We start from the raw sequence: 21,734 nt of genomic DNA on the forward strand, positions 1-21,734 counted from the left end.
ATGAACCGGGATCAGGGCGCCCGCGCCGTGCTGGTCGCGGCCATGGCCTCAGGCCAGGGCAAGACCAGCGTCACCGCCGCGCTGGCGCGCAAGCTGGTGCGCCAAGGCCTGCGCGTGCGGGTGTTCAAGTGCGGACCGGACTTCATCGACCCGATGATCCTGGAGCGTGCCTCGGGCGCACCGGTCCATACGCTCGACCTGTGGATGGTCGGCGTCGACGAGTGCCGGCGCCGCTTGCACGACGCGGCGCGCGAAGCCGATGCGATCCTGATCGAGGGCGTCATGGGCCTGTATGACGGCTCGCCCTCGGCGGCGGACCTGGCGCGCGAGTTCGGCGTGCCGGTGCTGGCGGTAATCGATGCCTCGGCCATGGCGCAGACCGCCGGGGCGGTGGCACGCGGCCTGCGCGACTATGGCCCGGTCCAGCTGGCCGGCGTGGTCGCGAACCGCATCGCGAGCGAAGGCCACGCCAACATGGTGGCGTCGTCCCTGCGCGACATTCCGCTGGTCGGCTGGCTGCCACGCCAGGAGACGCCGCTGCCGGAACGCCATCTCGGCCTGGTCCTGCCGGGCGAAGTCGAGGGCCTGGAAACCCTGCTCGACAAACTCGCGGACGAGCTCCACTTCAATGAAGCAGCCTGGCAGGCCCTGCCCCTGATGGCGCAATCGGCGCTGGAATGGCCGGACGTGGGCGGGATGCTGGACAAGAAAACCATCGCCGTCGCCCGCGACGCGGCCTTCTGCTTCCTCTACCCCGCCAACCTCGACCTGCTGGAAAAGATGGGCGCGCACCTGCGCTACTTCTCGCCCCTGGCGGACGAGCCGGTGCCGGGCGACGCCGATGCCGTGTTCCTGCCCGGCGGCTATCCGGAACTGCATTGCGCCGAGTTGGCCCAGGCCAGCCGGTGGCAGGCCTCGATCCGCGCAAGCCATGCGCGCGGCGTGCCGATCCTGGCCGAATGCGGCGGCATGATGGCGGTCGCCGAAGGCCTCACCGACAAGGATGGGCGGCGCTGGCCGATGGCCGGGCTGCTGCCGGGTGAAGTACGCATGCAGCCACGCCTGGCGGGCCTGGGCGCCCAGGCCATGCCGACCGGCCAGGGCCCGGTGCGCGGCCACACCTTCCACTATTCGCTGCTGGAGACGGCGGCACCGGAACGGACGCACACCATCAAGACCAGCAACGGCGCAACGGGCGAAGCCGTGTACCGCATCGGTTCGCTCACCGCCTCCTACTTCCACGCCTACTTCCCTTCGAACCCGCCCGCCGTGGCGGCCCTGTTCAGCGGAGCTGCGCCGTGAGCCGCAGCCTGGTGCTGGGCGGGGCGCGCTCCGGCAAGAGCGCCCATGCCGAGCGGCTCGCGCAAGCCTCCGGCAAGGAAGTCATCTATGTCGCCACCTCGCGCGCCGGCGATGCCGAAATGGCGGCACGCATCGCCCACCACCTCGAACGCCGTCCTGCGCACTGGAAAACGGTCGAAGAAGAGCTGGCACTGGCCGCGGTACTGCGCGAATACTGCGCGCCGCAGCGCCTGGTGCTGGTCGACTGCCTGACGCTCTGGCTGAGCAACCTGATGTTCTGCGACGGCCGTGCCTGGCCCGAGGTAGGCGAAGTGGCGCTGCCGGAACGCTTCCACCAGGAGCGCGCGGCGCTGCTGGACCTGCTCGATGCCGGCCCTGCGGGTGACATCGTGTTCGTCTCGAACGAGGTCGGCATGGGCATCGTGCCCTGGGGCGCGGTGTCGCGCTGCTTCGCCGACGAAGCCGGCCGCCTCAACCAGGCGGTGGCGGCGCGGGTGGATCATGCGGTGTTCGTGGCGGCCGGGCTGCCGCTGGTGCTGAAAGGGAGCGCATGCTGAGCGGACTGCCGCCGGCGCAGCTGGCCGGTCTGCTGGTCGCGGGCGTGCTGCTCGACCTGCTGCTGGGCGAGCCGCGGCGCTGGCATCCGCTGGTCGGCTTCGGCAGGCTCGCGCAGTGGCTCGAGCGCTGGCTGAACCGCGGCCTGCTGCGCTTCCCGCGCGGACTGCTGGCCTGGGCCCTTGCCGTGCTGCCCCTTTCCTTGCTTGCCTGGATGGCGGCACAAGCTGCGGGGCTGTGGCTGCATGCCGTCCTGCTGTATGCCTGCATCGGACTGCGCAGCCTGCGCGAGCATACGATGCCGATCGTCGACGCCTTGCGCAGGGGCGACCTGGACACGGCGCGCACGCGCACTTCCTGGATCGTCAGCCGCGATACCGGCCATGCCCAGGAAGCCGACCTGGCCAAGGCCGGTGCCGAGTCACTGCTCGAGAACGGCAACGATGCCGTGTTCGGGACGCTGTTCTGGTTCCTGGTGGCGGGCGGCGCCGGCGCCGTCCTGTTCCGGCTGGCGAACACGCTCGATGCGATGTGGGGTTACCGGAACGATCGCTTCAACCTGTTCGGCCGTAGCGCGGCGCGCATCGACGACGCCCTCAACTATGTGCCTGCGCGGCTGACCGCGCTGTCCTATGTCCTGCTGGCGGGAAGCGCACGCGCTCGCGCATGGCGGTGCTGGCGCACCCAGGCCGGTGCCTGGAGCAGCCCGAATGCCGGGCCGGTGATGGCGAGCGGCGCCGGCGCGCTCGGTGTGTCGCTCGGCGGCGCCGCCGTCTACGACGGGCAGCTGGAGCAGCGTCCGCCGCTCGGTACGGGACCGGCTGCCAAGGCGGCGGACATCGTGCGTGCCTGGCGCCTGGTTCTGCACACGACCCTGTTGTGGCTGGGTGTGGTCTGCGTCATCGCCACGATGATGCTGGTGTGGGGGCAGCATGCTTGAACACGGCGGCAATGTGCGCGACGCCGCGCGCCTGTATGGACGCGACGACTGGATCGACCTGTCGACCGGTATCAATCCCCATGGGTATCCGGCGCCGGCGCTTCCTGCCGACGCCTGGCACCGCCTGCCGGAACCGGATCCGGCACTGGTCGCGGCGGCCTGCGCCTACTACGGCGCACCTGAGCTGCTGCCGGTGGCAGGCACCCAGGCCGCGATCCAGGCGCTGCCCCGGCTACGCTCCCCGTCCCGCGTGACGGTCTCCGCTCCCTCGTATGCCGAGCACGCGCATGCCTGGGGCAGGCAGGGACACGCGCTGCGGCTGGCCGCCTACACGGAGCTGGACGCGGCGATCGACAGCAGCGAGGTCGTGGTGGTCGTCAATCCGAACAACCCGACCGGCGAGACCATCCAGCCCGAGCGCCTGCTGGAATGGGCTGCGCGCCTGGGTGCGCGCGGCGGCTGGCTGGTGGTCGACGAGGCCTTCGGCGACACCGCCCCGGCGCTGAGCGTCGCCGCGCATGCGGGACAGCCCGGCCTGATCGTCCTGCGTTCAGTCGGCAAGTTCTTCGGGCTGGCCGGGCTGCGGCTGGGATTCGTGGGGGCCGATGCCCCGACGCTGCGGGCGCTGGCAGACCTGCTGGGGCCATGGGCCGTCAGCGGCCCGGCCCAGGCCGTGGCGCTGGAGGCGCTGCGCGACCTGGACTGGCAGCGGGCAACGGCCGACCGGCTGCAGGCCGCGGGCCGGCGCATGCGCGCGCTCCTGGCGGCGCACGGCATCCGGGCGGCGGGCACCCCGCTGTTTCACTGGTGGCCGGAAGCACAGCCGGAAGTATTTCACGCACACATGGCAAGCCACGGCATCTGGTGCCGCCTGTTCCGCGAGGCCGCGCGCGGCATCCGGATCGGCTTGCCGCCGAACGAAGCCGGCTGGCAAAGGCTGGAAGGAGCACTGCAGGAATGGAGCAATCAATGAAACGGATGATGGTCCTTGCCATCGTGGCCGCCACGCCGCTGGCGGGCGCGGTGACGGTGCGCGACGACGCGGGCAATGCGGTGACGCTCGAGAAGCCCGCCACGCGCGTGATCTCGATGGCGCCGCACGTGACCGAGGTCTTGTTTGCCGCGGGCGGCGGCAGCCGCATCGTCGGCGCGGTCAGCTACAGCGATTATCCGGAAGCCGCGAAGAGCATTCCGCGCATCGGTTCGAACCGCGAGATCGACCTCGAACGCGTCATCAGCATGAAGCCCGACCTGATCGTCGCCTGGATGCACAACAGTTCCGAACGCCAGATCGAGATGGTGCGCAAACTGGGCGTGCCGGTGTTCCTCAGCGATCCGCAAACCCTGGACGGGATTCCGGACAACGTCGCGCGCCTCGGCCAGCTGATGGGAACCGACGCCGTCGCGAACCCGGCCGCCGCTGAATTGCGCAGGCAGCTGGCGAGCCTGCGCGCCCGCTATGCGGGACGCCCGCCGGTGCGCACCTTCTACCAGGTGTGGGACAAGCCGCTGTACACCCTCAGCGGCCGGCACATCATCACTGACGCACTGCGCCTGTGCGGCGGCGAAAACATCTTCGAGAAGCTGACGGTCACCGCGCCGGTCGTGTCGGTCGAAAGCGTGCTGCAGGCAGATCCGGAAGCGGTGTTCGGCACCGCCGAGAAAAACTACGGCGGCGTCAAGCTATGGAAACCCTACGCCACCCTGAGCGCCACGCGCATGGACAACCTGTTCACGGTCGACGGCGACCTGCTCAATCGCGCGGGGCCACGCATGATCACGGGAACGGCCATCCTGTGCGAAAAACTCGAGCTGGCACGCCGGCACCGCACGCCATGAGCGACCTGCCCTTCCGTACCCTGATGGTGCAGGGAACCACCTCGGACGCCGGCAAGAGCACGGTGGTGGCGGCCCTGTGCCGGCTGCTGCTGCGGCAAGGCCTGCGGGTGGCGCCGTTCAAGCCGCAGAACATGGCGCTCAACAGTGCGGTCACGGCGGACGGCGGCGAGATCGGGCGCGCCCAGGCGCTGCAGGCGGTTGCCGCCGGCGTGGCGCCGCACACCGACATGAATCCGGTCCTGCTCAAGCCCTCGAGCGACACAGGCGCCCAGGTGATCATCCACGGCCGCGTGCGTGCCGAGATGAATGCGCGCGACTACCACCAGTACAAGACCGTCGCCATGGCGGCGGTGCTGGAATCGCACACGCGGCTGCTGGCGCAGTACGAGGCAGTGGTGGTCGAAGGCGCGGGCAGTCCGGCCGAAATCAATCTGCGCGACCGTGACATCGCGAACATGGGCTTTGCGGAGGCGGTCGACTGCCCGGTGATCCTGGTGGCGGACATCGACCGCGGGGGCGTATTCGCCCACATCGTCGGTACCCTGGCCTGTTTGTCCGAGTCCGAACGCGGGCGAATCGCCGGTTTCGTCATCAACCGCTTCCGCGGCGATATCGCCCTGCTGGAACCGGGCCTGGAGTGGCTGGAACAGCAGACAGGCAAGCCGGTGCTCGGCGTCCTTCCCTACCTGCACGGCATGTACCTGGACGCGGAAGACGCCGTGCAGCCGGCGCAAGCGGGCAAGGGACGCTTCCGCATCGTGGTTCCGAGCCTGCCGCGCATGAGCAACCATACCGACTTCGATGCGCTGCGCGCCCATCCGGAAGTCGATCTGCGCTTCGTGCGCGCCGGCGAAGCGATACCTGCGGCCGACCTGGTGATCCTCCCGGGCAGCAAGAACACGCGCGGCGATCTTGCCTGGCTGCGATCGGAAGGCTGGCCCGCGCAGCTGGCGCGGCACCTGCGCTACGGCGGCAAGGTGATGGGCATTTGCGGCGGCTTCCAGATGCTCGGCCGCTGCGTGGCGGATCCGCATGGCGTGGAGGGCAGCGCGGGTAGCTCGGAAGGGCTCGGACTGCTCGAGATCGAGACCGAACTGGCGCGGGAAAAGCGGCTGGCACTGATCAGCGGACAGGCAAGCCTGGGTGGCGGAACGCCGTTTGCCTTGCGCGGCTACGAAATCCACATGGGGGTGTCGACCGGTGCGGCGATGGACAGGCCGGCCTTCGTGATCGATGGGCGCAGCGAAGGGGCATGTTCCGCCGACGAGCAGGTGCTGGGCACCTACCTGCACGGCGTGTTCGATCATCCTGAAGCCGGCGCGGCACTGCTGGCCTGGGCCGGGCTGCAATCGCAGCACGTGGTCGACACCGCAGCCCTGCGCGAAGCGAGCATCGACCGCATCGCCGACGCGACCGCGCCCGTCCTCGACAGGCTGCTGTCGCTCATGCGTGGCGATTCCTAATATGGCTGGGGTATCTGGGACAGGGCGTAGTTCGAGCTCACCAGGCCCTTCAGCAGCGCGAGGTCGCTCGAGGCGAACAGGCTGAACGGGCGTGTCCGGCGCTGCCCGCCGTGTTCGTCGAGCCGGCGCGGAACACCCGTCGACACGACGAGCGGTTCGCCATTGCGGATCAGGAGGGCTTCGGGCCGCGCGGTATCGCTGTTGACGTCGACGGCCCAGACTTTCCCGTCGTGGAGCGCGGTGACGCCATCGACCAGGGTATGGCCGACCACGATCGCTTTTGCGCCGAAGTGCGACAGCACCTCGCTGATCTGGGCGCCGGTGGCGCGCGCATAGCGGTCCTCCGCATCCTCGAGATAGCCGCGGTATTGGGTCAGGCCCATTGGCCCGATAACGGCGTCCAGCTCCGCCTTGCCGGGCATGTCGCCGGACCAGTAGCGCCGCATCGCACTGTTCAGGTTATTCACCGTGAAGCCGATATCGGCGACCTGCGGGTGCACGCCGCCGTGGGTGATCACGATACGGCCGCTCTTGACGATGACCGGCTGCAGGCGCAGCCAATGGCCGATCACGGTGTCCGGGCCGAAGGCCTCGACGTGACCACCCATGCGCGTCATCGCATACAGGTGGTCGCGATTGGCGCGTGAGATATTCCCGCGTAGTACGTACTGTTCATGGTTCCCGAGCACGAGATGGACACTGCCGCCGGCGTCCTGGGCTTGCAGGCTGAGCGTGTACAAACGCCACAGTACTGCGAAGACGTCTCGGCCGCGGTCGACGGCATCGCCGGCGATCACCAGGTGGTTGTGGCCGTAGCTCCAGTTACCTTCAGCATCGGTGACGGCGAGCGACTTGAGCGCGGCGTCGAGGAAGCGCGCATTCCCCTCGATGTCACTGAGGATGAGCGTATCGGCCGGCGTATCGAATACGGCGTCCGGGACGATGGGCTTGCGCGACACCGGGAAGACGTGCCGCTTGCCGGCGCAATCGATCGACAGCTCGGCGCCAGAACCCGCCAGCTGCTCGACCTTGTCTTCGCAAAACCAGGTGGCGGCCCAGGCCCCGTTCGCAGTCCGGCGGATGATTGGACCGTCGAGGAAACCCTGCATGCGGACCTGGTCACCTGTACCGGCGAAGGTATTGAGGCCGGCATTGCCTACACCGATCGGGACCAGGAGACGCTGATGGGCGCCTGCTTCGGTCAATTCGACCTGCGCGTTGGAGAGGGCAATACCGGACGCGATCAGAAACACCGCCATCAACACCAGGATGCCACGCAGGAGATAGGTACGCGCCTTCTTCATTGTCGTTTTCAGTAGACGGGAAAACAAGAAGTGTAGCGCAGTAAAAGCGATCAATGACCGAATAAGGCCGCGGGCTTGTCATTACATGCGGACGGGATGAAACTGGCCGCACAAAGCAAAAAACCCCACCAGGATCACCTGGTGGGGTTTCTCTTATAACTAGCCTGACGATAACCTACTTTCACACTGGTTGCAGCACTATCATCGGCGCAAAGTCGTTTCACGGTCCTGTTCGGGATGGGAAGGGGTGGGACCGACTTGCTATGGTCATCAGGCTTTGACTTGTCTGGATGTCTCTTGCGAGCCATCCACAATCCGGGAAGAAGTAAGTTTCTTTTTATTCTTGGGGTAGCAGTATCAACAAACTGCAGCTGTATTCTTGACTTGTCTATAGCCTACCAAGGTTATAGGGACAAGCCGTACGGGCAATTAGTACTGGTTAGCTTAATGCATTACTGCACTTCCACACCCAGCCTATCAACGTCCTGGTCTCGAACGACCCTTCAAGGAGCTCAAGGCTCCGGGAAATCTCATCTCAAGGCAAGTTTCCCGCTTAGATGCTTTCAGCGGTTATCTCTTCCGAACTTAGCTACCCGGCAATGCCACTGGCGTGACAACCGGTACACCAGAGGTTCGTCCACTCCGGTCCTCTCGTACTAGGAGCAGCCCCCTTCAAATTTCCAACGCCCACGGCAGATAGGGACCAAACTGTCTCACGACGTTTTAAACCCAGCTCACGTACCACTTTAAATGGCGAACAGCCATACCCTTGGGACCGGCTACAGCCCCAGGATGTGATGAGCCGACATCGAGGTGCCAAACTCCCCCGTCGATATGAACTCTTGGGAGGAATCAGCCTGTTATCCCCAGAGTACCTTTTATCCGTTGAGCGATGGCCCTTCCATACAGAACCACCGGATCACTATGTCCTACTTTCGTACCTGCTCGACTTGTCGGTCTCGCAGTTAAGCACGCTTATGCCATTGCACTATTAGCACGATGTCCGACCGTACCTAGCGTACCTTCGAACTCCTCCGTTACACTTTAGGAGGAGACCGCCCCAGTCAAACTGCCTACCATGCACTGTCCCCGATCCGGATAACGGACCAAGGTTAGAACCTCAAACAAACCAGGGTGGTATTTCAAGGATGGCTCCACGAGAACTGGCGTCCCCGCTTCAAAGCCTCCCACCTATCCTACACAGATTGGTTCAAAGTCCAATGCAAAGCTACAGTAAAGGTTCATGGGGTCTTTCCGTCTAGCCGCGGGTAGATTGCATCATCACAAACATTTCAACTTCGCTGAGTCTCGGGAGGAGACAGTGTGGCCATCGTTACGCCATTCGTGCAGGTCGGAACTTACCCGACAAGGAATTTCGCTACCTTAGGACCGTTATAGTTACGGCCGCCGTTTACTGGGACTTCAATCAAGAGCTTGCACCCCATCATTTAATCTTCCAGCACCGGGCAGGCGTCACACCCTATACGTCCACTTTCGTGTTTGCAGAGTGCTGTGTTTTTATTAAACAGTCGCAGCCACCAGTTTATTGCAACCCTTTCACCCTTCCACAGTAAAGTGGTCAAGCTACCGGGGCGTACCTTATCCCGAAGTTACGGTACCAATTTGCCGAGTTCCTTCTCCCGAGTTCTCTCAAGCGCCTTAGAATACTCATCTCGCCCACCTGTGTCGGTTTGCGGTACGGTCTCGTATGACTGAAGCTTAGAGGCTTTTCTTGGAACCACTTCCGATTGCTTCGCAGCACAAGGCCGCTCGTCCCACCCCCTTGAATTACGTGCCCGGATTTGCCTAAGCACCTTCTATGAGGCAGAAACTAACTATTCCAACAGTTAGACAACCTTCCGCGATCCGTCCCCCCATCGCATCATACGACGGTGCAGGAATATTAACCTGCTTCCCATCAGCTACGCATCTCTGCCTCGCCTTAGGGGCCGACTCACCCTGCTCCGATGAACGTTGAACAGGAAACCTTGGGCTTACGGCGTGCGGGCTTTTCACCCGCATTATCGCTACTCATGTCAGCATTCGCACTTCTGATACCTCCAGCATCCTTCACAAGACACCTTCGCAGGCTTACAGAACGCTCTCCTACCATATAGATCAAGTGATAAATCACGAGAAATATATCCGCAGCTTCGGTGACTGGCTTAGCCCCGTTACATCTTCCGCGCAGGACGACTCGATCAGTGAGCTATTACGCTTTCTTTAAATGGTGGCTGCTTCTAAGCCAACATCCTGACTGTTTTAGCCTTCCCACTTCGTTTTCCACTTAGCCAATCTTTGGGACCTTAGCTGGCGGTCTGGGTTGTTTCCCTCTTGACGCCGGACGTTAGCACCCGACGTCTGTCTCCCAAGCTCGCACTCATCGGTATTCGGAGTTTGCAATGGTTTGGTAAGTCGCAATGACCCCCTAGCCATAACAGTGCTCTACCCCCGATGGTGATACTTGAGGCACTACCTAAATAGTTTTCGGAGAGAACCAGCTATTTCCAAGTTTGTTTAGCCTTTCACCCCTACCCACAGCTCATCCCCTAATTTTTCAACATTAGTGGGTTCGGACCTCCAGGGCGTGTTACCGCACCTTCATCCTGGCCATGGGTAGATCACTTGGTTTCGGGTCTACACCCAGCGACTGTCGCCCTGTTCGGACTCGATTTCTCTACGGCTCCCCTATTCGGTTAACCTCGCCACTGAATGTAAGTCGCTGACCCATTATACAAAAGGTACGCCGTCACCCCATAAAGAGGCTCCGACTGTTTGTATGCACACGGTTTCAGGATCTATTTCACTCCCCTCCCGGGGTTCTTTTCGCCTTTCCCTCACGGTACTGGTTCACTATCGGTCGATTACGAGTATTTAGCCTTGGAGGATGGTCCCCCCATGTTCAGACAGGATTTCTCGTGTCCCGCCCTACTTGTCGTACGCTTAGTACCACCGTTTGGATTTCGTGTACGGGGCTATCACCCGCTATGGCCAACATTTCCAGGTTGTTCCACTATCCAATCGACTATCACGTACAGGCTCATCCCATTTCGCTCGCCACTACTTTGGGAATCTCGGTTGATTTCTTTTCCTGCAGCTACTTAGATGTTTCAGTTCGCCGCGTTCGCTTTGCATACCTATGTATTCAGCATGCAATGACCTAAAAGGCCGGGTTTCCCCATTCGGAAATCTGCGGATCAAAGTGTGTTTGCTCACTCCCCGCAGCTTATCGCAAGCTACTACGTCCTTCATCGCCTGTAATCGCCAAGGCATCCACCATGTGCACTTATTCGCTTGTCCCTATAACGTTGGCCCCTCATGAGTTAAGGGATCGTCATAGAAATCAAGAGTACAGCTCGTTGCATGTTTGTTGATACTTGATTACTACCCTAAGTGTGTGTTTCCACACGCTTAAAAAAACTTTACTTCTTCCAGATTGTTAAAGAACGAAAAAACAGTGATCTCGAAAAGACCAAACCTAAGCAGCTATTTGCTTACGTTTGTGCTTTCAGAACCAGGTAATGGTGGAGGATGACGGGATCGAACCGACGACCCCCTGCTTGCAAAGCAGGTGCTCTCCCAGCTGAGCTAATCCCCCGTTACTACGATAACTTGGTAGGGCTGGTTGGACTCGAACCAACGACCCCCGCGTTATCAACACGGTGCTCTAACCAGCTGAGCTACAGCCCCGACATACACTGTTGTTCTCTTTACTAACAGCCGATAAGCGTGGACGCTTGATGTGGAGACTAGCTCCGGTGCTACTCTAGAAAGGAGGTGATCCAGCCGCACCTTCCGATACGGCTACCTTGTTACGACTTCACCCCAGTCACGAATCCTACCGTGGTAAGCGCCCTCCTTGCGGTTAAGCTACCTACTTCTGGTAAAACCCGCTCCCATGGTGTGACGGGCGGTGTGTACAAGACCCGGGAACGTATTCACCGCGACATGCTGATCCGCGATTACTAGCGATTCCAACTTCATGTAGTCGAGTTGCAGACTACAATCCGGACTACGATACACTTTCTGGGATTAGCTCCCCCTCGCGGGTTGGCGGCCCTCTGTATGTACCATTGTATGACGTGTGAAGCCCTACCCATAAGGGCCATGAGGACTTGACGTCATCCCCACCTTCCTCCGGTTTGTCACCGGCAGTCTCATTAGAGTGCTCTTGCGTAGCAACTAATGACAAGGGTTGCGCTCGTTGCGGGACTTAACCCAACATCTCACGACACGAGCTGACGACAGCCATGCAGCACCTGTGTGAAGGTTCCCTTTCGGGCACTCCCGGATCTCTCCGGGATTCCTTCCATGTCAAGGGTAGGTAAGGTTTTTCGCGTTGCATCGAATTAATCCACATCATCCACCGCTTGTGCGGGTCCCCGTCAATTCCTTTGAGTTTTAATCTTGCGACCGTACTCCCCAGGCGGTCTACTTCACGCGTTAGCTGCGTTACCAAGTTAATTAAAACCCGACAACTAGTAGACATCGTTTAGGGCGTGGACTACCAGGGTATCTAATCCTGTTTGCTCCCCACGCTTTCGTGCATGAGCGTCAATCTTGACCCAGGGGGCTGCCTTCGCCATCGGTGTTCCTCCACATCTCTACGCATTTCACTGCTACACGTGGAATTCTACCCCCCTCTGCCAGATTCAAGCCTTGCAGTCTCCATCGCAATTCCCAGGTTGAGCCCGGGGCTTTCACGACAGACTTACAAAACCGCCTGCGCACGCTTTACGCCCAGTAATTCCGATTAACGCTTGCACCCTACGTATTACCGCGGCTGCTGGCACGTAGTTAGCCGGTGCTTATTCTTCAGGTACCGTCATTAGCCGAGGATATTAGCCTCAACCGTTTCTTCCCTGACAAAAGAGCTTTACAACCCGAAGGCCTTCTTCACTCACGCGGCATTGCTGGATCAGGCTTGCGCCCATTGTCCAAAATTCCCCACTGCTGCCTCCCGTAGGAGTCTGGACCGTGTCTCAGTTCCAGTGTGGCTGGTCGTCCTCTCAGACCAGCTACTGATCGTCGCCTTGGTGAGCCTTTACCTCACCAACTAGCTAATCAGATATCGGCCGCTCCAAAAGCATGAGGCCCGAAGGTCCCCCACTTTCATCCGTAGATCGTATGCGGTATTAGCGTAACTTTCGCTACGTTATCCCCCACTTCTGGGTACGTTCCGATATATTACTCACCCGTTCGCCACTCGCCGCCAGGTTGCCCCGCGCTGCCGTTCGACTTGCATGTGTAAAGCATGCCGCCAGCGTTCAATCTGAGCCAGGATCAAACTCTTCAGTTCAATCTCTGTTTGTTGACACTTTCGTGTCACCCTGATTTCTCAGGGGTCGCTCACTCAAGATACTGACCGTCGCTCATTGCTGAGCAACGTTAATACTTTTGTGAACATTTGATAATTTAAGTATGCAGCTGAGCGAACTCAGCCGGCACCTTCATCAAACGCCCACACTTATCGACTGTTAATTGTTAAAGAACGGGGACGCCTAGTCCGTATTCTGTACTACCTTGCTGCACCGTGCGAAGCGTTGTGTTCGTCAGCAGCAGAGAAGTGAGATTATGCAGTGTTTCGCTTAACTCGTCAACCCCTCGTTCGCTTCGTTGCAGATTTCTCTGCTGAGCTCGTTACCGTAAGCACTTGATTACGTTAACGTTTTCTTGCTCAAACCGAAGCGGAGGCGAACTATAACAAATTCCCACCGCCCTCGGCAAGGGGCAAAAAGTGGGATGGTGACGGTGTGACGCCCGCGCGACTCAGCTTGGCATCGACGGCGAATCGTCCTTGGCATCGGACCCGGCATGTTCCATAGTGGTTTCAACAGTGCGCGCATTGAAGCCCCGGGGCTTTGGGCGTACTGTTGAGTCATGGAACAAACGCACGATGAGCACGAACTACATGACATGGAGATGCGCAACATTATCGAGGAGGCGCGCGTCGTCCTCCCCGGGGTGCAAGCCCTCTTCGGTTTCCAGACGATCGCCGTCTTCAACGATCGCTTCGAGGACCTGGCTTATTACGCGAAGCTGTGCCACGCCCTGGGCATGATCATGGTGATCATTTCGGTCGCCATGGTCATGACGCCGGCGATCTACTACCGGACCTGCCGTGGCCACGCTACCGCGGCGATGGTGAAGTCGTCATCCAGAATGATACGCGGGGCCCTTGCTCCCCTGGCGGCCGGCCTGGCACTGGATATGTTCACCGTCATCCACGTCGTTGCGACGGGCATGTCGGCACGCATGGTCTTCAGCGTGGGCGCCGCGCTGGGGACGCTGGCACTGCTTTCCGGTCTCTGGTTCTTTGTGCCCCGCAATGCGCGCCGGATGGCAAAGAAGCAGCAGCCGGACTAGGTGGCACAGTCCATGTGTGAATTGTCGAACAGATGAGGTTTTTTGCACGCGGATAATGCATCAGGTCACAGCGATTGCCATTTGCCTGAACTGTGACCTGAGCGCCATGGTCAAAGCACGTCAGCTGCAATGCGCAGCAAGAGTTTGTTGAACTGGGCGGCACTCGCCAAACCCAAAGTTCCGGTATCGGGGGGAGCATATACGGAGGCGAGTGTTGGCCCAGCCGTGCATAGTACCGGCGGTGCCGGCGAACAGGGTGATGACGAGTCCGCGAACTCGCCGCCTGCCGGGCCGCGGTGACGCACAGCTGGGATCCTGGCGGATTGTCCGCCAGGCTGAAGCCTCGGTATGGAGCCGAGGCTTTTCTTTTGCAGCCGGGTGCCTGCATTTTATCCCGACGGCATACACGGAACCTGCCGTTTCGACGGACGAGCAAGGTATAGTGAAGCATCGCCGACACACTGCCCACACGTGACGCTCAGCTCCGATCACATCCTCTCCCTGGCTCCCGACGCTGCCTCGGCCAAGGCCGGCAGCCAACTGGCGACGCCCGTGAAATGGAGCGGCCTGGGTCGCGACGAGCGTGCCCTCTGGGGTGAATGCCAGGGCAGCGGCAAAGTCCCCTATCGCACGCAGATCGACACCGGCGAACCTGCCTTCAAATGCAGCTGCCCCAGCCGCAAGTTTCCCTGCAAGCACGGCCTGGGCCTGTATCTCCTGCTCGGCACCCATCCCACACTGTTCGCAGCAGATGCGCGTCCCCCATGGGTGGCGGACTGGTTCGACAGCCGACAGCAACGCCTGGAGAAAAAGGCCGAGAAGGCGACGGCGCAGGTGCCTGCCGATCCCGAAGCAGCGGCGCTGCAGGCGCGCAAGCGCGAAGAGAAGCGTGACCAGAACGTCGACCGTGGCCTCGCGGACCTCCAGACCTGGCTGCACGACCTGGCGCGCGAGGGGCTCGCCGGTACCCGCGAGCGCGGCCCCGCCTTCTGGAACGGCATGGCCGCACGGCTGGTCGATGCGCAGGCGGGTGGACTGGCCACGCGTCTCAAGCGCGCCGGCGCGATGTGCTTCCAGACCACCCTGCCCGACCGGGAGCGCCGGCTGGCCGGAGAGCTCGCCTCGCTCTACCTGCTCACGGCGGCATGGCAACGCATCGACACGCTGCCGGACGGCCTGCAGCGCGACATCCGCAGCCTGGTCGGCTTTTCCGTCGCCAGGGAAGACGTACTGGCGCAGGCGCCGGTGAGCGACCGCTGGCTGGTCCTGGCCCAGCGCACCGAGGAAGAAGAGCGGATTCGCAGCCGCAGCACCTGGCTGTACGGCGTAGCCACGCAGCGCTGGGCCTTGCTGCTGCAGTTCGCGGCCGGTGCCCAGGGTTTCGAACACACCCTCCCCGCCGGCACCCAGTTCGACGGCGAACTGTGTTTCTACCCGGGCGCGCTGCCGCTGCGCGCGCTGGTGCGGCAGCAGTCGCCCACCTCGCCGCTGGTCGATGCACCAGCTTCCCGGCTTGACCTTGCGTCCCTGCTGGACCGATATGCCGACGCCCTGGCCTGCCAGCCCTTCCTCGACAGCTGGCCGGCGATCCTCGCTGACGTCGTGCCCGATGTGGCGGGCAGGGTGCTGCGCAGCCCCGAGGGCAAGGCGATTCCGCTGGATCCCGCCTTCCGCTACCACCTGCACCTGGCCGCGCTGAGCGGCGGCCATGCGCTTGCGCTCATGGGCGAGTGGGACGGCCAGGGCTTCCTCCCCCTGAGCGGCTGGCATGAAGGACGCCTCTACAACTTCGATACGGACCTGCCGCCATGAGCGATGCGAACCAGCTGCTCGGCCTGCTGCAGATCGGCACCTCGCGCGCCGGGGGCCTGCGTCCGGCGGCACTGCCGCCCGAACTGGACGGCCTTTTCCCTTCGGCGTCGGGCGAACAGGACGAAGTCCGGCTTTGGCTGTCGATTGCCGCCTGGTCGCTGTGGACGCGGGCCGGCCTGCATCCTTCGGTCGCCGCCGCAGCGTTGCCGACCCCGGCGCCTGCCGAACAGCTGCGAGCTTGCCCGCCCGGCGCCGAGGCCATGCTCGCGCGCCTGCTGCAAGGCGGACACAAGCCCGCGCTGCTGCGTGAATGGCTGCGCGCACTGCACCGCCATGGCGGGCGGCTCCCCGCCGGCTTCCTGCCGAACCTGCTCGCGCTCGGAACCCGGCATGCCGAGCTGCGCGCCGACCTGGTGCAAGTGCTGGGCGAACGCGGCCAGTGGCTGTCGCGCTTCGAGCAGGACTGGGGATGGGCGGCACCGGCCGTGGGCGAGGAGCAGCGCTTGCTGCAGTGGGAAACCGGCACCGCGGATCAGCGGCACGCGGCCTTGCTGCGATGGCGTGCCATGGATCCCGGCGCGGCCAGGGAAGCGCTGACACAGGCCTGGGCCAGCGAAGCGCCGGAGTCGCGCCTACGGCTGCTGTCCTGCCTGGCGATCGGCCTCGGGGCGGAGGACGAAGCCTTCCTCGAGGCCGCGCTCGACGACCGCCGCAAGGAAGTGCGCCTGACCGCGCAATCGATGCTGCTGAAGCTGCCGGGTTCGGCGCTGCGCCGGCGTTTGCAGGCGCAGGCCGAGCCGCTGCTCCGGCTCAAGCGTCCGCTGCTCGGCAAGGCCAGCATCCAGGTCTCCCTGCCGGAATCGATCGACAAAGCAGCGGTGCGCGACGGCGTCGGCGCGGCTGCCCACCCCGCACTGGGAGAAAAGGCGGGTTGGTTGGTCGACCTGCTGACTGCCGTCGATCCGCGCGTCTGGTCCGAACGCCTCGGCGCCAGTCCGCGCGACCTGGTATTGATGGCCGCGCACAGCGATTTCTCGCAAGCCCTGATCCGCGGCTGGTCCAGCGCCGTCGCGCGCGGCGGTGCCACGCCCGAAGAACTGGGCGAGTGGGTCGGCACGCTGCTGGGATTCTGGTTGGCTGCCGGCCAGCAGATGCGCCAGCACTACCCACGCGATTTTTTCGACCTGTTCGCGCGCATCGCTCCCCCAAACCTGCATGACTACCTGGCGGGCCTCGTCGGCGCGAGCCGCAGCAGTTGGGGCCAGGAGGAACGCACCCTGATCGAGCTGCTGGTGCAGGCGGCCGCACGCTCGCCAGCCCCCTGGCCGGCCGCGCTGTCGCGCGACGTCGTCGAACGCATGCTGCGCGAGCTGCCGGCCATCCCGGCTGCCGAGTGGGAGCTCAGAGCCGCCCTCGACAGCCTGGCCGGCGTGGTCGATCCGCAAGCCGTCGGCGGACTCGAAGCCGGCTGGCGGGCGGGCGCGCTGGACGGAGGCATCCACGATCACATCACCCGTTTCTTCGACACCGTGCGCTTGCGCCACGAGATGTCGCTTTCTTTCCAGGAGCCCGCATGACCGCATCGACCATCACCGTCCTTCGCCAGCACGCGGAGGCGCAGTACGCCACGGAGATCGAGGCCCTGACCGCTCTCGATACCCGCCAGCGTCCGCCGCGCTGGCGGATGTCGCCCTGGGCGGTCGCCACCTATCTCCTGGGCGGCAAGCTGGAGAACGGCGTCGAGATCAGTCCCAAGTACATCGGCAACCCGCGCATCATCGAGATCGCGGTCGCGACGCTGGCGACCGACCGTGCGCTGCTGCTGCTCGGCGTGCCGGGCACCGCCAAGTCCTGGGTGTCGGAACACCTGGCGGCCGCGATCAGCGGGGACTCAACGCTGGTGGTCCAGGGCACAGCGGGAACGAGCGAAGAGGCGCTGCGCTACGGCTGGAACTACGCGCACCTGCTGGCCAAGGGGCCGTCGCTGGAGGCGGTCGTACCCAGTCCGGTGATGCGCGCCATGCGCGAAGGGAAGATCGCGCGCATCGAGGAGCTGACCCGCATTCCTGGCGAAGTGCAGGATAGCCTGATCAGCATTCTGTCCGAAAAGGTGCTCCCGATCGCGGAACTGGACGACGAGGTGCAGGCGCAGAAAGGCTTCAACATCATCGCCACCGCGAATGACCGCGACCGCGGCGTCAACGAGCTGTCCAGTGCATTGAAGCGCCGCTTCAACACCGTCGTGCTGCCGCCGCCGCGCACCGCCGACGATGAGGTTCGCATCGTCCAGAGCCGGGTGGCAGGCATGGGACGCGCGCTGGAGCTGCCGGGCGAGGTGCCGGCGCTGGAAGAGATCCGGCGCATCGTGACGGTGTTCCGCGAGCTGCGCGATGGCACGACCGAAGACGGCAAGCTCAAGCTCAAGGCACCGACATCCAGCATGAGCACAGCCGAAGCGATTTCCGTTATCACCCATGGCATGTTGCTGGCGGCGCATTTCGGCGACGGCGTGATGCGCGGCGCCGACCTGGCGGCCGGCATGGTCGGCGCGATCGTCAAGGATCCGGTGCAGGATCGCGTCGCCATGCTCGAGTACCTCGAGACGGTCGTCAAGGAGCGCAGCGGCTGGAAAGACCTGTACCGCGCCTGCCGCGAGGTCATGGACTGAGCAGGCGAGCATGAGCATTCACCTGTTCGGCATCCGCCACCACGGCCCGGGCTGCGCACGCAGCCTGCTCCACGCCCTGCGCGAGCTGCAGCCCGACTGCCTGCTGGTGGAAGGTCCGCCCGAAGCGGACGGGCTGGTCGCTTTCGCGGGCCGTGCGGATCTGGCGCCGCCGGTCGCGCTGCTGCTGTATGCGGCGGCGGCGCCGCAGCGTGCGGTGTTCTACCCTTTCGCCACGTATTCGCCGGAGTGGCAGGCGCTGTGCTACGCGAACCAGAACGGCATTACGCTGCGCTTCTGCGACCTGCCGCAGAGCCACCGCCTGGTCGAGCTGCCGGCGGACGAAGCGCCGGATCAGGACGAGGTCCGCGAAGACCCGCTGCGCTGGCTCGCGGAGGCGGCCGGCTACGGCGATACCGAGACCTGGTGGGACCACCTGGTCGAGCAGCGGCGCGACAGCCTGGATCTCTTCGATGCGGTCGCCGAGATGATGAGCGCCGTGCGCGAGGCGGCCGCGCAGCCGCTGTCGCTGCGCGAGCAGCAACGCGAAGCCTGGATGCGCAACACCATCCGCGCGGCGGAGAAGGAAGGCTACGAGCGCATCGCCGTCGTGTGCGGCGGTTGGCACGTGCCGGCGCTCGCCGCCAGGCCAAGCGCGAAGAGCGACGCCGAGCTGCTCAAGGGACTTCCGAAAGAAAAAGTGGTGGCGACCTGGATACCGTGGAGCTACGGCAGGTTGACGTTCGCAAGCGGATATGGCGCCGGCGTCGCCTCGCCGGGCTGGTATCACCACGTCTGGGCGCGCGGCGAGGAGGCCGGCCTGTTCTGGCTGACCGAGGTCGCCGCGCTGCTGCGCAAGCACGACCTCGAAGCTTCCTCGGCCCAGGTCATCGATGCGCAGCGGCTCGCCGAAGCCCTGGCGGCGCTGCGCGGGCGGCCGCGCACCGGCCTGGACGAGCTGCTGGAGGCAGTACGCGCCGTATTCTGCCAGGACAGCGAGCTCACGCTGCGCCTGATCGAACGCGAGCTGCTGGTCAATGACCGGCTCGGCGAGGTTCCCGGCGACGTGCCGATGGTGCCGCTGGTGCAGGACGTCCAGGCGCAGCAGAAGCGCCTGCGCATGCCGGTACGTGCTGACGCGGTCCAGCTCGATCTCGACCTGCGTCAGCCGGCGCATCTCGAGAAGAGCATCGTCCTGCACCGGCTGGCGATGCTCGGCGTGGCCTGGGGCCGGCGCCAGGCCGTGCACGGCAAGAGCGGCAGCTTCCACGAGCTGTGGCAGCTGGCGTGGGAGCCGGAATTCGCGATCCGCCTGGTCGAGGCCAGTGTGTGGGGTGCGACCCTGGAACGAGCAGCCAACGGCCGCGCGATCGAACGCGGTTCGAAGGCGGCCAACTTGCCCGATTTGACAGCGCTGATGGAAAACGTCTTGCTGGCGGACCTGCAGGGGGCGATCGGGCCGCTCATGCAGCGCATCCAGGAAGCCGGCGCGACGACGCCGGACCCGGGCTTCCTGCTGGAAGCCATCGGGCCGCTGGTCGACGCCATCCGGTATGGCAATGTGCGGGGGAGCGACACGGCGGCCTTGGGCCAGGTCGCGGCCGGACTCATTGCGCGGGCCTGCATTGCCCTGCCCTTCGGCGCGCGTGCGCTGGCCGACGACGCCGCAGCCATCCTGCTGCGGCAGCTCGTCAGCGGTGACCATGCGATCCGGCGCTTCCAGGACGAGGCGCAGCTGGACACCTGGTACGACACGCTCGCGCGCGTTGCGCGGCTCGAGCAAAGCCACCCGCTGGTGGCGGGCCGTTGCGCGCGCATCCTGACCGAACAGCAGCGCTGGACGAGCGAGGAAGCGGCGCTTCAGTTGTCGCTGAGGTCTTCGCGGGCGCTTGCGCCACTCGTGACGGCCCAGTGGCTCGAGGGTTTCCTCGACGGCGGCGGTACGCTGCTGGCGCACAGCGACGCGTTGTGGGGACTCGTCAACGACTGGCTGATGGCGCAGTCGGCCGATGGTTTCATCGAACTGCTGCCGCTGCTGCGACGCACTTTCGGCAGCTTCACGCCGCCCGAACGGCGGCAACTGGCGGAACGGGCCGCCAGCGGCGAATCAGGGCATGGGCGGGCGACGGCGACCGCTGAAGCGGAAGTGGACCGGGAGCGCGCCATGCGGGTGCTGCCGGTTCTTCGATCGATACTGGGAAGCGCGGCTGCGCGGGAAGCTGTCCATGGCGAATGAGTTCGACCGGAGCGAGACGGCGCGGCGCTGGCGCCTGGTGCTGGGCGGCGCTGGCGATGAACGCATCACGCTAGATGCCGCCGACCTGGCGCTGGATGGCGCGCTGAATGCGCTGTATAACGAAAAGGGACAGCGTGGCGGCTTGGGTGCATCGGCGCCCAACGTGGCGCGCTGGCTTGGCGATATTCGCCAATATTTCCCCTCCTCGGTCGTGCAGGTGATGCAGAAGGATGCGCTGGAGCGCCTGGGCCTGCAGCAAATGCTGTGCGAACCCGAGATGCTGATGGCGGTGCAGCCCGACGTGCACCTGGTGGCCACCCTCCTGAGCCTGAACCGCGTCATGCCCAACAAGACGCGCGCGACGGCGCGGCAGGTGGTCGAACGCGTGGTGCGCGATCTCGAGAACAAGCTGGCCAGCCCGATGCGGCAAGCGGTAGGCGGCGCCCTGCACCGCGCCGTGCGCAATCGCAGGCCGCGCCACAACGAGATCGACTGGCTGCGCACGATCCGAGCCAACCTGAAGCATTACCAGCCTGAGTACAACACCGTGATCCCGGAGACGCGGATCGGCTTCGGCCGCAAGGGCCAGACGCTGCGCGACATCGTGCTCTGCATCGACCAGTCGGGCTCGATGGCACCTTCGGTGGTGTATGCCAGCGTGTTCGCAGCGGTACTGGCGACCATCAAGGCGGTCAGCACCTCGGTGGTCGTCTTCGATACCGCAGTCGTCGACCTGACGCCGACTTTGTATGATCCGGTCGAGGTGCTGTTCGGCACCCAGCTGGGCGGCGGAACAGACATCAACCGTGCGCTCGGCTACTGCCAGGGACTGGTGACGCGGCCAAGGGACACGATCTTCGTCCTGATCAGCGATTTGTACGAAGGCGGGAACAATAAGGAAATGCTCAGGCGCGCGGCCAGCCTGGTGGCAAGCGGCGTGCAGCTGATCGTGCTGCTGGCGCTGGACGATCGCGGCGCGCCCTCCTATGACCGGGAAAATGCCGCGAAGCTGGCAGCGATGGGGGCGCCGGTGTTCGCGTGCACGCCGGACCTGTTTCCCGACATGATGGCGGCGGCGATCAAGCGCAGCAGCCTGGAACAATGGGCGGCGCAGGCAGGCATCGTGCATGCTTGAGGCACAAAGCAAAAAACCCCACCGGGGCGAGGATTCGCAATGCGAATCCGAGCGGTGGGGTTTTGCGTACATACGCAAAAAAGCCCGCAGAGATCACTCTGCGGGCTTTTTCTTATA

General features: G+C 63.9%; 13 protein-coding genes, 2 tRNA genes and 3 rRNA genes. 12 read left to right on the plus strand and 6 right to left on the minus strand.

The window, feature by feature from the left end:
* From ACSQ25_RS21185 to ACSQ25_RS21210, 6 genes are read left to right on the plus strand one after another with little or no spacing between them, the layout of a single operon-like run.
* A complete protein-coding gene (locus ACSQ25_RS21185; protein ID WP_436107629.1) occupies positions 1–1,302 on the plus strand; it encodes a cobyrinate a,c-diamide synthase in 1,302 nt (433 codons plus the stop codon).
* Positions 1,299–1,859: a bifunctional adenosylcobinamide kinase/adenosylcobinamide-phosphate guanylyltransferase gene (gene cobU, locus ACSQ25_RS21190; RefSeq protein ID WP_436107630.1), complete on the plus strand. Its 561-nt coding sequence runs from the start codon at positions 1,299–1,301 to the stop codon at positions 1,857–1,859. The genes ACSQ25_RS21185 and cobU overlap by 4 nt, the downstream gene beginning before the upstream one ends.
* A complete protein-coding gene (gene cbiB / locus ACSQ25_RS21195; protein WP_436107631.1) occupies positions 1,853–2,797 on the plus strand; it encodes an adenosylcobinamide-phosphate synthase CbiB in 945 nt (314 codons plus the stop codon). Before cobU ends, cbiB begins: the two co-directional genes overlap by 7 nt.
* Positions 2,790–3,770, plus strand: coding sequence for a threonine-phosphate decarboxylase CobD (cobD, locus tag ACSQ25_RS21200; protein ID WP_436107632.1), 981 nt, complete (start codon positions 2,790–2,792; stop codon positions 3,768–3,770). Before cbiB ends, cobD begins: the two co-directional genes overlap by 8 nt.
* Positions 3,767–4,636 (plus strand): cobalamin-binding protein, encoded by an 870-nt coding sequence (locus ACSQ25_RS21205; protein ID WP_436107633.1) that lies wholly within the window; start codon positions 3,767–3,769, stop codon positions 4,634–4,636. Before cobD ends, ACSQ25_RS21205 begins: the two co-directional genes overlap by 4 nt.
* Positions 4,633–6,099: a cobyric acid synthase gene (locus ACSQ25_RS21210; RefSeq protein ID WP_436107634.1), complete on the plus strand. Its 1,467-nt coding sequence runs from the start codon at positions 4,633–4,635 to the stop codon at positions 6,097–6,099. Before ACSQ25_RS21205 ends, ACSQ25_RS21210 begins: the two co-directional genes overlap by 4 nt.
* Here the strand turns inward: ACSQ25_RS21210 and ACSQ25_RS21215 are convergent.
* The 6 genes from ACSQ25_RS21215 to ACSQ25_RS21240 all read right to left on the minus strand — a co-directional run bounded on the left by ACSQ25_RS21215 (position 6,096) and on the right by ACSQ25_RS21240 (position 12,702).
* Positions 6,096–7,403 carry a metallophosphoesterase gene (locus tag ACSQ25_RS21215; protein WP_436107635.1) on the minus strand — a complete coding sequence of 436 codons (1,308 nt, stop codon included), beginning with the start codon at positions 7,401–7,403 and terminating at the stop codon, positions 6,096–6,098. The two genes, ACSQ25_RS21210 and ACSQ25_RS21215, sit on opposite strands and share 4 nt — an antisense overlap.
* A 162-nt stretch (positions 7,404–7,565) precedes the next feature.
* A 5S ribosomal RNA gene (rrf, locus tag ACSQ25_RS21220) occupies positions 7,566–7,678 on the minus strand.
* Between the two features lie 133 nt (positions 7,679–7,811).
* Positions 7,812–10,703 (minus strand): 23S ribosomal RNA (locus tag ACSQ25_RS21225).
* 222 nt (positions 10,704–10,925) lie between these two features.
* A tRNA-Ala gene (locus ACSQ25_RS21230) sits at positions 10,926–11,001 on the minus strand.
* Between the two features lie 15 nt (positions 11,002–11,016).
* A tRNA-Ile gene (locus tag ACSQ25_RS21235) sits at positions 11,017–11,093 on the minus strand.
* Between the two features lie 80 nt (positions 11,094–11,173).
* A 16S ribosomal RNA gene (locus ACSQ25_RS21240) occupies positions 11,174–12,702 on the minus strand.
* Together the 16S, 23S and 5S rRNA genes with 2 tRNA genes alongside form the textbook arrangement of a ribosomal RNA operon.
* A gap of 581 nt (positions 12,703–13,283) precedes the next feature.
* Here ACSQ25_RS21240 and ACSQ25_RS21245 point away from each other — a divergent pair.
* From ACSQ25_RS21245 to ACSQ25_RS21270, 6 genes are all read left to right on the plus strand, one after another.
* Positions 13,284–13,769: a DUF6328 family protein gene (locus ACSQ25_RS21245; protein WP_436107636.1), complete on the plus strand. Its 486-nt coding sequence runs from the start codon at positions 13,284–13,286 to the stop codon at positions 13,767–13,769.
* Between the two features lie 471 nt (positions 13,770–14,240).
* Positions 14,241–15,581, plus strand: a complete 1,341-nt coding sequence (locus tag ACSQ25_RS21250; RefSeq protein WP_436107637.1) for an SWIM zinc finger family protein — start codon at positions 14,241–14,243, stop codon at positions 15,579–15,581.
* Positions 15,578–17,158, plus strand: coding sequence for a DUF5691 domain-containing protein (locus tag ACSQ25_RS21255; RefSeq protein ID WP_436107638.1), 1,581 nt, complete (start codon positions 15,578–15,580; stop codon positions 17,156–17,158). Before ACSQ25_RS21250 ends, ACSQ25_RS21255 begins: the two co-directional genes overlap by 4 nt.
* Positions 17,155–18,249, plus strand: coding sequence for an AAA family ATPase (locus ACSQ25_RS21260; protein ID WP_436107639.1), 1,095 nt, complete (start codon positions 17,155–17,157; stop codon positions 18,247–18,249). The genes ACSQ25_RS21255 and ACSQ25_RS21260 overlap by 4 nt, the downstream gene beginning before the upstream one ends.
* Positions 18,250–18,259: 10 nt before the next feature.
* Entirely contained in the window at positions 18,260–20,482 is a 2,223-nt protein-coding gene (locus ACSQ25_RS21265; protein ID WP_436107640.1) for a DUF5682 family protein, read from the plus strand.
* Positions 20,472–21,617: a VWA domain-containing protein gene (locus tag ACSQ25_RS21270; protein ID WP_436107641.1), complete on the plus strand. Its 1,146-nt coding sequence runs from the start codon at positions 20,472–20,474 to the stop codon at positions 21,615–21,617. Before ACSQ25_RS21265 ends, ACSQ25_RS21270 begins: the two co-directional genes overlap by 11 nt.
* The last annotated feature ends 117 nt before the right edge of the window (positions 21,618–21,734 follow it).

The organism is Massilia sp. LjRoot122, assembly GCF_964252725.1.
GTDB lineage: Bacteria > Pseudomonadota > Gammaproteobacteria > Burkholderiales > Burkholderiaceae_D > Telluria.